This is a genomic window from Streptomyces sp. NPDC002156, from assembly GCF_053593675.1.
This window is the reverse complement of record NZ_JBSFDA010000078.1, coordinates 1-14,841: the sequence shown is the minus strand read 5'-3', so window position 1 is coordinate 14,841 and position 14,841 is coordinate 1. Positions and strand designations below refer to the sequence as shown.

14 protein-coding genes are annotated in these 14,841 nt (G+C 72.3%); 8 read left to right on the top strand and 6 right to left on the bottom strand.

Annotation, left to right across the window (positions count from 1 at the left end):
* Positions 1-19: 19 nt before the first annotated feature.
* Positions 20-853, bottom strand: coding sequence for a class I SAM-dependent methyltransferase (locus ACWCRB_RS28110; RefSeq protein ID WP_450998699.1), 834 nt, complete (start codon positions 851-853; stop codon positions 20-22).
* A gap of 98 nt (positions 854-951) precedes the next feature.
* On the bottom strand, positions 952-2,445 hold the full coding sequence (locus tag ACWCRB_RS28105) for a phosphatase PAP2 family protein (protein WP_450998698.1): 1,494 nt from the start codon (positions 2,443-2,445) through the stop codon (positions 952-954).
* A gap of 105 nt (positions 2,446-2,550) precedes the next feature.
* Here ACWCRB_RS28105 and ACWCRB_RS28100 point away from each other — a divergent pair, with 105 nt between their 5' ends.
* From ACWCRB_RS28100 to ACWCRB_RS28090, 3 genes are all read left to right on the top strand, one after another.
* Entirely contained in the window at positions 2,551-3,204 is a 654-nt protein-coding gene (locus ACWCRB_RS28100) for a histidine phosphatase family protein (RefSeq protein WP_450998697.1), read from the top strand.
* A gap of 128 nt (positions 3,205-3,332) precedes the next feature.
* Complete coding sequence (locus ACWCRB_RS28095; RefSeq protein WP_450998696.1) at positions 3,333-4,952, top strand: ATP-binding cassette domain-containing protein; 1,620 nt, start codon at positions 3,333-3,335, stop codon at positions 4,950-4,952.
* Between the two features lie 66 nt (positions 4,953-5,018).
* Positions 5,019-5,252 (top strand): DUF6158 family protein, encoded by a 234-nt coding sequence (locus tag ACWCRB_RS28090; protein ID WP_235473868.1) that lies wholly within the window; start codon positions 5,019-5,021, stop codon positions 5,250-5,252.
* Positions 5,253-5,302: 50 nt separating this feature from the next.
* Here ACWCRB_RS28090 and ACWCRB_RS28085 read toward each other — a convergent pair whose 3' ends face one another.
* From ACWCRB_RS28085 to ACWCRB_RS28075, 3 genes are all read right to left on the bottom strand, one after another.
* The gene (locus ACWCRB_RS28085) at positions 5,303-5,863 is read right to left on the bottom strand and encodes a type 1 glutamine amidotransferase domain-containing protein (RefSeq protein WP_450998695.1); all 561 of its coding nucleotides are present in this window, start codon (positions 5,861-5,863) and stop codon (positions 5,303-5,305) included.
* A 40-nt stretch (positions 5,864-5,903) separates the two neighbouring features.
* The gene (locus ACWCRB_RS28080) at positions 5,904-6,305 is read right to left on the bottom strand and encodes a DUF2795 domain-containing protein (RefSeq protein WP_369031293.1); all 402 of its coding nucleotides are present in this window, start codon (positions 6,303-6,305) and stop codon (positions 5,904-5,906) included.
* 71 nt (positions 6,306-6,376) lie between these two features.
* Positions 6,377-8,215, bottom strand: a complete 1,839-nt coding sequence (locus ACWCRB_RS28075; protein ID WP_450998694.1) for a thiamine pyrophosphate-requiring protein — start codon at positions 8,213-8,215, stop codon at positions 6,377-6,379.
* 238 nt (positions 8,216-8,453) lie between these two features.
* Here ACWCRB_RS28075 and ACWCRB_RS28070 point away from each other — a divergent pair, with 238 nt between their 5' ends.
* A complete protein-coding gene (locus tag ACWCRB_RS28070; RefSeq protein ID WP_450998693.1) occupies positions 8,454-9,248 on the top strand; it encodes an RNA polymerase sigma factor SigF in 795 nt (264 codons plus the stop codon).
* On the opposite strand, the gene ACWCRB_RS28065 is transcribed toward ACWCRB_RS28070, so the two are convergent.
* Positions 9,229-10,422, bottom strand: coding sequence for a GAF domain-containing protein (locus tag ACWCRB_RS28065; protein WP_450998692.1), 1,194 nt, complete (start codon positions 10,420-10,422; stop codon positions 9,229-9,231). The genes ACWCRB_RS28070 and ACWCRB_RS28065 overlap by 20 nt on opposite strands.
* Before the next feature lie 67 nt (positions 10,423-10,489).
* Here ACWCRB_RS28065 and ACWCRB_RS28060 point away from each other — a divergent pair, with 67 nt between their 5' ends.
* From ACWCRB_RS28060 to ACWCRB_RS28045, 4 genes are all read left to right on the top strand, one after another.
* Positions 10,490-11,230: an ANTAR domain-containing response regulator gene (locus ACWCRB_RS28060; RefSeq protein ID WP_369031290.1), complete on the top strand. Its 741-nt coding sequence runs from the start codon at positions 10,490-10,492 to the stop codon at positions 11,228-11,230.
* A gap of 417 nt (positions 11,231-11,647) precedes the next feature.
* The gene (locus ACWCRB_RS28055) at positions 11,648-12,361 is read left to right on the top strand and encodes a hypothetical protein (protein ID WP_450998691.1); all 714 of its coding nucleotides are present in this window, start codon (positions 11,648-11,650) and stop codon (positions 12,359-12,361) included.
* 136 nt (positions 12,362-12,497) lie between these two features.
* Positions 12,498-13,745 (top strand): aminotransferase class I/II-fold pyridoxal phosphate-dependent enzyme, encoded by a 1,248-nt coding sequence (locus ACWCRB_RS28050; protein WP_450998690.1) that lies wholly within the window; start codon positions 12,498-12,500, stop codon positions 13,743-13,745.
* Positions 13,742-14,770 (top strand): MBL fold metallo-hydrolase, encoded by a 1,029-nt coding sequence (locus tag ACWCRB_RS28045; protein WP_450998689.1) that lies wholly within the window; start codon positions 13,742-13,744, stop codon positions 14,768-14,770. The genes ACWCRB_RS28050 and ACWCRB_RS28045 overlap by 4 nt, the downstream gene beginning before the upstream one ends.
* The last annotated feature ends 71 nt before the right edge of the window (positions 14,771-14,841 follow it).

Sequence of the window (14,841 nt, the reverse complement as noted above, 5' to 3'; positions counted from 1 at the left end):
CAGACATCGGCCGGGCGAATCATGAGGCCTTTCGGCAGAGAATCTCGCCGTGCGGCACGGTGAACCAGGCGTCCTCCCGGCGCCCCCACTCCCGCCACGCCTCCGACACCGCCCGCAGCTGCTCCACGGTCGCGAGGCCGCCCTCCGTGGCCCGGTCCGCGTACGCCGACGCCAGCGTCCGGTCCGCCCACAGGCCGCTCCACCAGGCGACCTCGTCGGTGTCCGCGAACGTCCACGTACTGGATGTGGCCGTGATGTCCGTGAGACCGGCCCGCAGCGCCCAGGACTTCAGTCGGCGCCCCGCGTCCGGCTCGCCCCCGTTGGCGCGGGCCACCCGCCGGTACAGGTCCAGCCAGTCGTCCAGGCCCGCCGACTCCGGATACCAGGCCATGGCCTGGTAGTCCCCGTCGCGGACGGCGATGTACCCGCCCGGCTTGGTGACCCGGTGCATCTCACGCAGCGCCCGCACCGGGTCGCCCACGTGCTGGAGCACCTGATGGGCGTGGACCACGCAGAACGTGTCGTCCGGGAAGTCCAGCGCGTGGACGTCCGCGACGGCGAACTCCACGTTGCCGAGGCCCCGTTCGGCCGCCGTGGTCCTGGCCTGGTCCAGGATGGCCGGCGCCCGGTCGACGCCGGTGACATGGCCGTCCGGGACCAGCTCCGCCAGGTCGGCGGTGATCGTGCCCGGGCCGCAGCCGATGTCCAGGATCCGCATGTGCGGCTTCAGTGAACCGAGGAGGTACGCGGCCGAGTTGGCGGCGGTGCGCCAGGTGTGCGAGCGGAGCACGGACTCGTGGTGCCCGTGCGTGTAGACGGCGGTCTCCTGCGGCTGCGACTGCGGCTTGGACATGACCGTGCCCCTTCTCGTCTTCTCGGCTCGTTCTCCTTCACCGTACGCAGCCGTGCCGAATAATGAGACCCACGTCTTGGAATGTGGACAGCCAGCGGTCAGTTCCGGCCGAGCGGGCGGTAGACCGTCAGCGCCTCCGGGAGCTTTTCGAGCGTCACCCCGCCCGTCACCTCCGTGACTTCGCCGTCGTACGCGAGGAGGGTTCCCGGTGTCACGTCGTCCACGTGGAGCCGGTGGACCAGGACGCCCGCGTGGGCGGGGGAGCGGGTCAGCGGGCCCGCCAGGGCCGCCCCCAGGAGGCGCAGCGCGGGCCGCCGGCCACCGTGCACCACCCGGACGTCGAGCCGCCCGTCCGCCAGGTCCAGCCGGCGGGCCGGTACGAGGCCCAGCCGGTGGTAGGTGCCGTTGCCCGCGAACAGCAGCCACAACGGGCGCTTGCCGCCCCGGAGTTGGGCCTCCAGGGGATGGCTGTCGGTGCGCAGGACACGTGCCGCCGCGACCACCCCGGCCGGCCAGCCGCCGATCCGGTCCGACCAGCGCTCACGCTCACGCACCAGCTCCGGATAGACGCCCAGGCTGCACGTGTTGAGGAAGACGCCCTCCTGCTCCCCGGACCGGAACCGGCCCACGTCCACCCGCACCGCCTCGCCCTGCCGCACCGCCCGGCCGACGTCCCGGACGTCCGCCACCCCCAGGTCGAGCGCGAAGTGGTTGAGCGTGCCGCCGGGCAGGACCACGAGCGGCTTTCCGTGGCGCAGGGCGATCTCGGCGGCCGTGTTCACCGTGCCGTCGCCGCCGCACACCCCGAGCACCTGACAGCGGGCCGCCGCCTTCTCAAGCTCGTCCCGTACGTCCTGCGGCGCGCACTCCACGATCTCCGCCAGCGGCAGTACGTCACCCAGCGCGCGGGCCCGGTCGGCGGTGGCCGCCGCCGTGTTCGCCACCAGGATCAGCCCCTCGCCGTCCGGCAGAGCCGGAGCCGTCGCGTGCGGCGGGCCCGGCGGCGTGGACCGGTCGCGGGTCGGCACCAGCCCCCGTACGGCGAACGCGGCGCCCGCGCCCAGGACCGCGCCCGCCAGCACGTCACTCGGGAAGTGGACGCCGGTGTAGACCCGGGACATCGCCACCGAGAAGGCGACCGGCGCCACCACCGCCCCGAGGCCCCGGGACTCCAGGGCGACCCCGGTCGCGAAGGCCGCCGCCGACGCCGCGTGACCGGACGGGAACGACGTGGTGATCGGCTGCCGCTTCAGCTGCCTGACCAGCGGTACGGGGTCCAGCACGGGGCGTGGACGACGTACCGAGCGCTTGCCGACCGTGTTGATCGTCGCGGAGGCCACCGCGAGGGAGGCCAGGCCCCGGACGGCGGCCCGGCGCGCCCTGGGGCTCCCGGTGGCCGCCAGCGCGGCCGCCGTCGCCATCCACAGGACGCCGTGGTTCGCGCTGCGGCTCAGCCTCGGCAGGACACGCTCGGCGCCCGGCCAGTGCCGGGTGGCGGCGGTCTCGAACAGCCGGAAGTCGAGATTCAGCAGGCTCTTGCGCAGGGCGTGGCGGCCGGGCAGTGGGACGGTGAGGTCGATGTCTGCGGTCATGACGCTCTGGGTACCCTGAAGTGAGCCCTTTTGTCTTGTCGGACGCGTCGGTTGTGCGTGTTGTGGGGCTTGTCGCAAGTGTCGTAGGGCGAGAGGAAAACCCGTATGCGTCTGCTCCTCATCCGGCACGGTCAGACCCCGTCGAACGTGTTGTATCTGCTGGACACCGCAGTTCCGGGGGCCGCACTGACCGAGCTGGGGGAGCGGCAGGCCGCCGCCCTGCCGGAGGCGCTCGTGGGAGAGGACATCGACGCGCTGTACGCGTCCACCCTGATCCGTACACAGCTGACTGCCGCTCCGCTGGCCGGGGCGCGTGGCCTGGACGTCCTGGTGCGGGACGGGATCCGGGAGGTGTCCGCCGGGGACCTGGAGATGCGGGGGGACGCCGAGGCGGCGGATCTCTACATGACCACCGTCTTCGCGTGGGCGGCCGGTGACACGGAGCGGCGGATGCCGGGTGGGGAGAACGGGGTCGAGGCGCTCGGGCGGTTCGACGCGGTGGTGGCGGAGGCCGCCGAGAGTGGGGTTGGCACCGTCGCCATGGTCAGTCATGGCGCCGCGATCCGGATGTGGGCGGCGGCCCGGGCGGACAACGTCGATGTGGCTTTCGCCGCTGAGCATCGGCTCGACAACACCGGTGTGGTCGTGCTGGAGGGGTCGCCGGTGGATGGGTGGAAGGCGGTGTCCTGGGCGGGGGCGGTTGTCGCTGCGGACGCGGAGAGTGGGCCGGCCGGAGAGCGGCTTGACTCCGTCGGGTAGGCGGTTGTTTGGCTGCGGGACCGTCGTGGCTGGTCGCGCAGTTCCCCGCGCCCCTTTGGGGCGCGTCTCGGTGCACCGGCGTTTATGGGTTTGCCCGGGGTCGTCGTCGGACCGCAGAATGCGGTCCCATGGGACATCTCGAAGCAGCGCATCTTGAGTACTACCTCCCCGATGGGAGGGCGCTGCTCGGCGATGTGTCGTTCCGCGTCGGCGAAGGGGCCGTCGTGGCCCTTGTGGGGCCCAACGGTGCCGGGAAGACGACGCTGCTGCGGCTGATCTCCGGTGAGCAGAAACCGCATGGCGGGACCGTCAACGTGGGCGGTGGGCTCGGGGTGATGCGCCAGTTCGTGGGCTCCGTACGGGACGAGACGACCGTACGGGACCTGCTCGTGTCCGTTGCCACGCCCCGTATCCAGGAGGCCGCCAAGGCCGTCGACGTGGCCGAGCACGGCATGCTGACCGTCGACGACGAGGCCGCCCAGCTGCAGTACGCGCAGGCCCTCTCCGACTGGGCCGAGGCGCGCGGGTACGAGGCCGAGACCCTGTGGGACATGTGCACCACGGCCGCGCTCGGGGTGCCGTACGAGAAGGCACAGTGGCGGCTGGTGCGGACGCTGTCCGGCGGTGAGCAGAAGCGGCTGGTGCTGGAGGCGCTGCTGCGCGGCACGGACGAGGTGCTCCTGCTCGACGAGCCGGACAACTACCTCGACGTACCCGGCAAGCGGTGGCTGGAGGAGCGGCTCGCGGAGACCCGGAAGACGGTTCTCTTCGTCTCCCACGACCGGGAACTGCTCTCCCGGTCCGCGCAGAAGATCGTGTCCGTCGAACCCGGGCCCGCCGGTGCGGACGCGTGGGTGCACGGCGCCGGGTTCGCCACCTATCACGAGGCGCGGCGTGAACGGTTCGCGCGCTTCGAGGAGTTGCGCCGGCGCTGGGACGAGAAGCACGCCCAGCTGAAGAAGCTGGTGCTGAACCTCCGTCAGGCGGCCTCCATCAGCCATGAGTTGGCGTCCCGCTACCAGGCCGCCCAGACCAGGCTGCGGAAGTTCGAGGAGGCCGGGCCGCCGCCCGAGCCGCCGCGCGAGCAGGACATCACCATGCGGCTCAAGGGCGGCCGGACCGGCGTAAGGTCCGTCACCTGCAAGGGACTTGAGCTGACCGGCCTGATGAAACCCTTCGACCTGGAGGTCTTCTACGGCGAACGGGTCGCCGTCCTCGGCTCCAACGGCTCCGGCAAGTCGCACTTCCTGCGGCTGCTCGCCGGAGACACCGTGAACCACACGGGCGAGTGGAAGCTCGGTGCGCGGGTCGTGCCCGGGCACTTCGCCCAGACGCACGCCCACCCCGAGCTGGAGGGCCGTACGCTCCTCGACATCCTGTGGTCCGAGCACGCGCAGGACCGGGGCGCGGCCAGTTCCCGACTGCGCCGCTACGAGCTGACCGCGCAGGCCGAACAGCGCTTCGACCGGCTCTCCGGGGGCCAGCAGGCCCGCTTCCAGATCCTGCTCCTGGAGCTGGAGGGCGTCACCGCGCTGCTCCTGGACGAGCCGACGGACAACCTCGACCTGGAGTCCGCCGAGGCCCTCCAGGAGGGGCTGGAGGCGTTCGAGGGCACGGTTCTCGCCGTCACCCACGACCGCTGGTTCGCTCGTTCGTTCGACCGCTATCTGGTCTTCGGCAGCGACGGGCGGGTCCGGGAGACCCCGGAGCCCGTGTGGGACGAGCGGCGCGTGGAGCGGGCCCGGTAGCACACGAGGCCCGCGCGCCCGGTTCTTCGTACAGTGGAAGGACGCCACGACGAGCGGGGTGTCACCATGACCGGAGTCGACCCGAGCCGGCTGGACGACCAGCAGCTGATGCGCGAGCTGGAGACGATCCACCGCACACGCCACGACACGCTCCTGCACGGTTCGAACGACGCCCTGCGCACCCACAACGCGCGCATGGCGGGGCTGGAGGGCGAGTACCTGCGCCGCCACCCACGCCGCCCGATCACCGCGGGCCGCACCCGCGAGGGCGCCCGGGAGCGAGGCTGCACGGACGAATGAACATCGGTGCCACTGCCCGGGCCCACGGGCTCCCACCTCGTGCTTGTCCGTCAGACGGCCTCGTCGTCGGCCACGGCGGACTTGTCGAACTCGGACACGAGCGCCGCGCAGAACGCCTTCAGGTCGTCCGGCTTACGGCTGGTGATCAGGACGTTGGGCCCGTGGTCGCAGACCCGCACCTGCTCGTCGACCCACTCCCCGCCCGCGTTGCGGATGTCGGTGGCCAGGCTCGGCCACGAGGTCAGCACCCGGCCGCGGACGACGTCCGCCTCGACGAGCGTCCACGGGGCATGGCAGATCGCGGCGACCGGCCGGCCCTGGTCGAAGAAGTCCCGCACGAACGCGACGGCGCGCTCGTCCGTGCGCAGGAAGTCGGGGTTGGCCACCCCGCCGGGCAGCACGAGCCCGCCGAAGGACGCTGCCGGTACCTCGCCGACCACCTCCTCCACGGGGAAGGTGTCCGCCTTGTCGAGGTGGTCGAAGGCCTGCACCCGGCCCTGCTTCGTCGACACGAGCACGGGTTCGTCGCCCGTGTCGGTCACCGCCTGCCAGGGCTCGGTGAGCTCGATCTGCTCGACACCCTCGGGTGCGGTCAGAAACGCGATACGCATGGTCCTCGGTGTCCTTTCTCGGTTCGGCGGCCCGGTCAGGTCACGGCTCGCGCGGGCGTGACTCCGGGCCGCCGCTCACGATCGCCTCGGCGAGCTTCTGCACGGAGGCGTAGCGGGCGTTCCTGGGGAGCCGCTCCAGGGGCTCGACCAGGGTGTCGGGGGCGTGGCCGGCGCGCAGGAGGCCGCGCAGTTCGCGCGGGCCGGCCGGGAACGACGTACGGCCCAGGAAGCGGGCCAGTTCGAAGCGCACCGTCTCCAGCCCGGCCGGGGAGCGGTCGGGGGCCACCGGGCCGCCCGCGATCGGCGGGTCGTCCTCGGCGGCGGGCTCCGGGTCGTGCCACTCCTCGGTACTGGTCGGGTGGCCGGACCTCAGCAGGCCCTGGACCTGGTGTTTCATCTCGTCGTCGCGATGGGCGCTGACACGACCGCTGCCTTGCTGCATGACTGCCTCCAGCCTTCGGGGGTGCCCGCCGCGTACCCGAAGATCCGGTGCCGACACACGGCAGGACCGCCTCAGCGGTGCTTCTTCTGCCGGGTGCTCCCCGCGCGGCTCTCCCCGCTCCGATCCCGGCCCGGCAGGAACTCCTGGACCTTGGCCTTGAGGCCCTGGCGGATCATCGAGCCCCGGTCGGCGTCGCCCTTGAGGACGGCCGAGGCCGTCGCCTCCAGCTGCTGCCAGGTGGCGTGCGCGGGCACCGGCGGGACGGCCGGGTCGGTGCGGAACTCGATCACCGCCGGGCCGTCGGCCGCCAGCCCCGCCCGCCAGCCCGCCTCGACGTCCTCCGGCCGCTCCACCCGTACTCCGGTCAGGCCCAGGGAGCGGGCGAAGGCCGCGTACGGGACGTCCGGCAGCTCCTGCGAGGGGAGGAAGGAGGGGGCGCCCTCCATCGCGCGCATCTCCCACGTGACCTGGTTGAGATCCTGGTTGTTCCAGACCCCCACCACCAGCCGCGGGTCCGTCCAGCGGTCGCGGTACTTCGCCGCGGTGATCATCTCCGCCAGCCCGTTCATCTGCATCGCCCCGTCCCCGACCAGCGCGATCACCGGCCGGTCCGGATGGGCGAACTTCGCGCCGATCGCGTACGGGACCGCACAGCCCATCGTGGCCAGCGTCCCGGAGAGCGAGGAACGCATCCCGGGCCGCATCGACAGATGCCGCGCGTACCAGTTCGCCGTCGATCCGGAGTCCGAGGTGACGATCGCGTTGTCCGGCAGCAGCGGGCTCAGGGCCCGCGCCACGTACTCCGGGTTGATCGGATCGGCCGACAGCGCGGCCCGCCGCTCCAGCACGTCCTGCCAGTGCACGACGTTCGCGCACACCGTGTCGTACCACTCACGGCCCCGCTCCGCCGTGTCCAGCAGCGGGATCAGCCGCTCCAGCGTCGCCTTGGCGTCGCCGACGAGGTTCACCTCGTACGGATAGCGCATCCCCACCATGTGCGGGTCGATGTCGATCTGGACGGCACGCGCATGCCCGTAGTCCGGGAGGAACTGGGAGTACGGGAAGGAGGAACCGATCGTCAGCAGGGTGTCGCAGTCGCGCATCAGCTCGTACGAGGGACGCGTGCCCAGCAGCCCGATCGCGCCGGTGACGTACGGGAGTTCGTCGCTCAGCGCGTCCTTGCCGAGCAGCGCCTTGGCGACGCCCGCGCCGAGGAGTTCGGCGATCCGCTCGACCTCCGGCTGGGCGCCCGCCGCGCCCTGGCCGATGAGGATCGCGGGCTTGTCACCGGAGTTGAGGATCTCGGCGGCCCGGGCCAGGGACTCCTGGGAGGGGACCGTCGTCCACGCGCTGCGGTCCAGGCTGGAGGGCACCATCTTGAACTCGTGCGTGGGCGCGGAGTAGTCGAGTTCCTGGACGTCGCCGGGGATGATGACCGCCGTCGGGGCGCGGCGCGCGTACGCGGTGCGGATCGCCCGGTCCAGGACGTTCGGCAGCTGCTCGGGCACGGTGACCGTCTCCACGAAGTCCGAGGCGACGTCCTTGAACAGGGAGTGCAGATCGACCTCCTGCTGGTACGACCCGCCCATCGCGCTGCGATACGTCTGGCCGACGATCGCCAGCACCGGCACATGGTCAAGCTTGGCGTCGTACAGACCGTTCAGGAGGTGGATCGCGCCAGGACCCGAGGTCGCCGCGCACACCCCGAGGCGGCCGCTGAACTTGGCGTAACCGACCGCCTGGAACGCGGACATCTCCTCGTGCCGCGACTGGATGAAACGGGGTCGGTCCTCGGCCCGGCCCCAGGCGGCGAGCAGACCGTTGATGCCGTCGCCGGGATACCCGAAGACCTGTTCCACACCCCACTCCCGCAGCCGCTGCAGGACCTGGTCGGCAACCTTGGTGCTCATGAGAACTCCCGGGAGCGGAGACATACGAGTGGTTCTGCGCCGAGTCACCAGGTCCCGTCCCCGAAAACCTGTTTGGCACGCATAGGGCGGGGCAGCCGCAACATCAGTGCTTCGGACAGGAGGCACGTCCGTGGGAGCGGTGTACCGCAGACCCGGGTGTGTCCGTCCGGGCTGGACGCACGCTTCCACGGGGACCGTCCGTCCAACCCAGAGCACTCCGAGGGAGTTGCGTCGCACCATGCGAACCCAAGTGAGTCCGAAGCGTCATCCCCACCATGACGCCCCCGACACCGCCGAGTCGTTCCGCAAGCTCGCCGCCCTTCCCGAGGGTCAGCAGCGCGACACCCTGCGCCAGAAGATCGTCGAGGCCTGGCTGCCCATGGCCGACCGGCTCGCGGGCCGCTTCCGCAACCGCGGCGAGAACATGGACGATCTGCGTCAGGTGGCCGCGCTTGGCCTGGTCAAGGCCGTCGACCGCTACGACCCCGCACTCGGGAACGCCTTCGAGAGCTATGCCGTACCCACCGTCACCGGTGAGATCAAGCGGCATTTCCGCGACCACATGTGGACCCTGCACGTACCGCGCCGGGTCCAGGACCTGCGCAACCGCGTACGGTTCGCCTCCCAGGACCTGGCGCAGACCATCCCGGGACGCAGGCCCACCGTCGCCGAGATCGCCGAGCACGCCAACATGAGCGAGGAGGACGTCAAGGTCGGCCTGGAGGCGCTCGAGAGCTTCACCGCGCTCTCCCTCGACGCCGAACTGCCCGGCAGCGACGACGGGTACTCCCTCAGCGACGCCCTCGGCGCATCCGACCCTGCCCTCGACACCGTCATCGACCGCGAGGCCGTCAAGCCCCGGCTGCAGGCACTGCCCGAGCGTGAACGCGACATCCTCTACATGCGGTTCTTCGGGGACATGACCCAGAGCCGCATCGCCGAGCAGCTCGGCATCTCCCAGATGCACGTCTCCCGCCTGATCAGCCGCTCCTGCAACCGGCTGCGGGACCAGGTCATGAAGGACGTCGCCTAGATCCGGAACGACCGGGTGATCCGTCGTCCTTGCGCGCCTTCTGCGTCAACTCACCCATCGCCAGGGCGATGTGACGGGACATCATGTCCATCGTCTGGGCCTCCGCCAGCGAGAACGCCGGCCGTGTGCCGCTGCGGAACAGGGTGAGCACCCCGTGGACGACGCCGTCGCGGGTCAGCGGAACGCACAGCAGGGACGTCACGTTCGCCTGGACCAGGACCGGTGCGCCGGTCGCGTCGAGGCCGAAGGCGTCCGGATCGTCGGGACGGACCCGCGGCGCGGGGGAGCCACCCCGCGCCGCCTCGACGACCAGCGGACAGTCGGCGGGATCCTGCGCAGCGACGCCGGCCGTGTCCGTCCCGGACGGCCCCAACACGGTTGTACGGGACGGACGGGCGCCGCCCGTGTCGGCGATCACCCAGTCCGCGAACCGGCCGTGCAGCACCCCGGCAGCCCGCTCCAGAACCGTCCGCGGATCATGGGACGGGCAGGTCAGCAGGGCCGAGGTCATGGCGTCCAGGAGGTCCAGCAGGGTCGCGTGCCGGGTCGCCTCGGAGAGATCGGGGAGGGCCGCGGCAGGGTTCCCCGCCGGTTCGGGCTGGCCCGGCGGCAGACTCAGGTCCGCGGGCTGGAGCACCACCAGGACCGTGGCGCGGGGTTCGCCGTTCGGTCTGAGCCCCGTGAGGGTCGTGTGCACCGGTAAGGACGGGCGCTGCTGGAGCCGTACGGTGAGGCCCCGGTCGCCCTCGCCACGGGCCACCGCCGCGACCTGGGAGCGGAACGCGGCCCGGTCGGCGTGCACGAGGAAGCCCGTCAGCGGCCGGCCCGTCGCATAGCCCGCGCGGGCGCCGGTGAAGGTCGTCGCCGCGGGGTTCAGGCGGCGCACCACCGTCTCACGGTCCGTCAACACCACGGGCAGCGGAAGCTGTTGGAAGATCATCCGCAGCAACTGCTGGTCCTGACGGTCGCGTTGACCTGCGCCCGCGGAGGGCAGGGTGGACGACAGCCGTTCGTACCAGGGCCACAACTGGTCGGCCACATGGTCGAGTTCGAAGATGGCCGCGTCCAGGACGGTCGGGAGATCGTCGGGAGGTACTGACCTCGCAGCCTTCAACTCGGCGACCCTGCGCACAAAATCCACAAGTTCCTCACCGAATTCGTCAGTCTGCGCCATGACATGAACCTAACCCGTTTTCCTTGTGGACAAGCGGGCAGGTGCGGAAAAGAAGGAGGTGGGCGCGATGCCGGACAGCGATCAACTCGGCCACTGGGCAAGGGAGTCGACCGAATCGACCGTGCCCGGGCGCAGACTGTCGGAGCTTGTCGAGCAGGCCGTCCGCTGCACCACCGACTGCTGCGGGGCCAGCAGCATGGTGACCGAGACGGGCACCGGAACCGCACAGGAGACGGGGCCGGAACGCTCGGCCGCCGTCACCCATCCCGACCTCGCGGGCCTCGTCGCCGTCCAGCTCCGCTCCGGCGACGGGCCCATCCCGGCCGCCCTCGAACGCGGTACGCCCGTCGACTCGGCGGACCTGCTGAGCGAGCGGCGCTGGCCCGAGTACCGCGCCGTGGCGCTCGACTCGGGGGTCCGCTCCAGCGTCACGCTGCCCTTCCGGCGCTCCGGGCTGACGGTCACCCTCAGCCTCTACAGCTTCCGGCCCGGCACCCTGGAGGACGCCCCGCACGGTCCCGTACGGGCCCTCGGCGACCTCGCGGCCACCTGTCTGGTCCGCGACCGCTCCTACGGCGCCGCCCTCACCGAGCTGGAGCAGCTCGGCACCGCCCTGCGCACCCGGCCCGTCGTCGACCAGGCGTGCGGCATCGTCATGCACGTCCTGGGCTGCGACGCCGACGACGCCTTCGGCGTACTGCGCCGGATCTCACAGGCCACCAACCGCAAGCTGTCGGAGGTGGCGGCACGTGTGGTCGCGCGGCGGGGGCGGGGCTTGGAAGGGGAGTTGGTCTCCCTGTCGAACTGACGGTCGGGTCGGGGGTGGTTGGGCGAGCGCGGGTGGGGACGCGCGAGGGTCGGCTGGTGCTGGTGCTGGTGCTGGTGCTGGTGCTGGTGCTGCTGGTGGTGCTGGTGGTGCTGGTGGTGCTGGTGGTGCTGGTGGTGCTGGCACCGGCACCTACAGGTGCAGGTCGGCACGGGTGGATACGGGTCGGCACAGGTACATGCACACGTCGGCAGCGCAGGTACGGGCCCTGGCGCGGGCAGCCGCGAGCAGGCACCGGCGGATGCGGCGGCCACCGGCGGGTCGGCGTGTCACCCGCTCGGGTGTGCGCGTCCCGCGAATGGTGTCCGGCCGCGCGCGCCTCGCGCCCCGTCGGGCTGTCATGGGGATGCGGGGCATCACCCGACGTGCTCCGCAGCCGCCGCTCGAAGGAGCCCAGCCATGCGCCGCACCGCCCGTGTCATGTCCGCCGCCGCCCTGGCAGGTGCCGCCCTGGGTGCCGCGGCCTCGGCCGTGTCCGCGGACACCGCCGGGGAGGTCAGCCCGGGCACCGTCGGCCCCGGCGGCACCGTCACCGTCTCCGTGGCCTGCGAGGCGACCGGCGGGACCCCGCCCGCGTCGATCGACGCGCACTCGCAGGGCTTCGAGCTGGGCACCGTCCAGCTCCAGCAGGTCCCCGGCACCGACGACCCGACGGCCGGCCCCGCCTACAGCGGCACGGCGAAGATCGCGCCCGACCTGACCTTCGAGGCCGACCAGAGCGCCGGCGCGCCGGCCTCCGAACTGTCCGCCGACGGTACGTGTCCCGGGCAGGCCGGGGGCCAGGGCAAGGCGTGGAAGGCGACGTTCACCGTCACGCGCGACGGCACCGGGACCTGCGCCACCCAGTCGCACGGCGTCGACTCCCAGAGCGGTGGCTCCCTGACCGGCGACTTCCAGGGCTTGGGCACCTGCCCGACGCACACTCCCACGCACATCCCGACACACCCCTACGAGCCCACCCCCGCCCCGGTGCAGCGCGGGGTGGAGGCAGGTCAGGGCGGCGCGTTCACCGACTCGGTGCCCGCGCTGGTCGCCGGGGGAGTGCTGATCACGGGCGCGGCCGGGGCCGCCGTACACCGGCTGCGCCGCAGGAACACGTCCGCGCGCGGGTGACCCGGGATGCCGCCCGTGCCACCCGCGTGGCCGGCCGAAGCAACCCGAGCGGGCTCCCATGGGTCCCTGTGACCGTGGGTACCAACACCCACAAGCAGTCACCAGGCACCGCACCAGCAACCGCGCGGAGGTACGCATGCGGCGGACGGACCCCCAGGGGCACGGCCCCGTCCGCTACGGTCCGCCGCTCCCCGGCGACGGACTCCCCGTACTGCCGGAACTCGCCGCCGTACTCGCCGCCGCCGCCACCCGCCCCGACGCCCAGCCGACCGGCGGCGGCCCCGCGCTCCTCGACGCGGCCTGCGGCTACTGGGCCCGGCGCGGACTGTCCGCCGAGCCCGACCGGGTGGCCGCCGCCCCCGGCGCCCCGGCCCTGCTGCTCGCGCTGACCGCCGCGATCGGCGGCGACGTCCTGGTGCCCCGGCCCTGCGCGGCCTGGTGGGCGCCCCAGGTGCGGGCGTTGGGCAGATCAGTGTTCCATGTGGGCACGCCCGCCGAGTGCGGGGGCGTGCCGGACCCGTACGCCTTCCTGGAGACCGTACGGAGGGTGCGCGCCGAGGGTGGTGATCCCCGGCTGCTCGTCCTCTCCGTGGCCGACGACCCGACGGCGACCGTCGCCCCGCCCGAACTCCTGCACGAGACCGTCGAGGCAGCGGAGGCGGAGGGCCTGCACCTGGTCAGCGACGAGACCTGGCGCGACACCCTGCACCGGCCGCACGACACGGTCCTGCTCAGCCCGGCCGAGATGCTGCCCGACCAGGTCACCGTCGTCACCGACCTGTGCGGCGCGCTGCTGCCGCCGGGCTGGCCCGCCGCCCTCGCCCGCTTCCCCGCGAACGCCGAAGGCGACGCCCTACGCGCGCGCGTGCTCGACGTCCTCACCGCGCTCGACGCCCGGATCGCCGAACCGGTCGCCGCCTCGGCGGCCTACGCCCTCGGCGAGCCCGCCCCGGTCACCGAACGGCTCACGGCCGCCGTACGCCTGCACGCGCGCGTGGCCGTCGCCGTGCACCGCGCGGTGATCGCCGCGGGCTGTCTGGCCCGGCCCCCGCGCGCGGGCCGTCATCTGTACGTCGATCTGGGCCCCCTGCGGACCGCGCTCGGCGCCCATGGTGTCGGTGACGCCCAGGAGCTGGAGGACTTCCTCACCGCCCGGCTCGGGATGCCCGCGCCGGGTGGTCACCGGTTCGGGGACGACCTCGCGGCGCTGCGTGTACGGCTGGCCACGGGGGCGCTGCTCGGCGACACGCCCGGGGAACGCGAGCAGTCGCTCAGATCACCCGAACCACTGGAACTGCCACACGTGCGACGCGCGTTGACCCTGGTGGAATCGATCTTCGACGATCTCCGTGACGACGCTCAGCGACGGGAGCCTCCTCGATGACGCAGCAGTCCGAGTCGACCACGACTACGAGCATCAGCACAGGCACCGGCCCGACCACGACCCCTGAGGTGCTTCAGCCGCCGCACGGCGACCGGGTGTGGCCGCGTTCCTTCGCCGACCGGTTGACCGCCCCGCTGCCCGGCCTCCGGGGCATGGCCAGATTCGCCAGGGAGGGCGCGGTACGACCGACGCCGGAAGGTCTCGCCGACATTCCGCGCCTGCCCTTCGAACCCGGCCCGCTGCCCCGCGTGGACGCGCGCACGGTCGCCGTCTCCTGGGCGGGGCACGCCAGTTGGGTGGTCAGGATCGGCGGGCTCACCGTCCTCACCGACCCGGTCTGGTCGCGCCGCATCCTGGGGACACCGGCCCGGATCACCCCCGTGGGCGTGGCCTGGAGCGCGCTGCCGCGTGTCGATGCCGTCGTCATCAGCCACAACCACTACGACCACCTGGACGCCCCGACGCTGCGCAGACTCCCGCGCGACACGCCGGTGTTCGTGCCGGCCGGGCTCGGACGCTGGTTCCGGCGCCGCCGGTTCACCCATGTCACCGAGCTGGACTGGTGGGAGACGGCCGAACTGGGCGGCGTCCGCTTCGACTTCGTGCCGGCCCACCACTGGTCCAAGCGTGGGCTCACCGACACCTGCCGCACCCTGTGGGGCGGGTGGGTGCTCACCGACCTGGACGGTCAGCGGGTCTACTTCGCGGGTGACACCGGGTACGGGCACTGGTTCGCCCGTATCGGGCAGCGGTATCCGGGGATCGACCTTGCGTTGTTGCCGATCGGTGCGTACAACCCCCGGTGGTGGCTCAGTGATGTGCACTGCGACCCGGAAGAGGCGGTGCAGGCGGCTGTGGACCTGGGGGCGCGCCGGATGGCTCCGATGCACTGGGCGACGTTCGTCCTGTCGGCGGAGCCGGTCCTCGAACCTCTTACCCGGGTGCAGTCCGCCTGGGAGAAGGCGGGCCTGCCCCGCGAGGACCTGTGGGACCTGCCGGTGGGGGGTTCACGGGTGCTGGCCTGAGTTTTTCTCGCCCCCGCCGCCCCTACCCGTCCCATCCCGGGGGGGGGGGGGGGCCCCGCCCCCCCCCCCCC